1 protein-coding gene is annotated in these 261 nt (G+C 60.9%); it reads right to left on the bottom strand.

Annotated features, from left to right (window positions below; all coding sequences use genetic code 11):
- Positions 1-78: 78 nt before the first annotated feature.
- Positions 79-261, bottom strand: a 183-nt coding sequence (locus SB756_RS31615; RefSeq protein ID WP_410913439.1) for a L,D-transpeptidase, incomplete at its 5' end; no start/stop codon positions are given.

The raw sequence follows: 261 nt of genomic DNA on the forward strand, positions 1-261 counted from the left end.
CGGTCTTCGGCGGTCAGCCATTTACCGGCGATGTCCACCATCAGGGAGCCTTGCAGGCTGACGGTCATGGGAAATCCTTCATTGAAGACTTAAAGAAGCCCACTGGGTGCAAGCCGCCTGTTCGATGCGCACGCGGCAATGGGCCGGCACCCGGTCGAACAGGGCAACCAAATCGGTGTTGTGCAGGCGAATGCAGCCATGGGACAGCGGCACGCCCAAAGGTTCGCTCAGCGGGGTGCCATGCAGGTAGATATAGCGCCG

Origin of the sequence: Pseudomonas sp. SIMBA_068, from assembly GCF_046534705.1 — a bacterium.
GTDB classification, from domain to species: domain Bacteria; phylum Pseudomonadota; class Gammaproteobacteria; order Pseudomonadales; family Pseudomonadaceae; genus Aquipseudomonas; species Aquipseudomonas putida.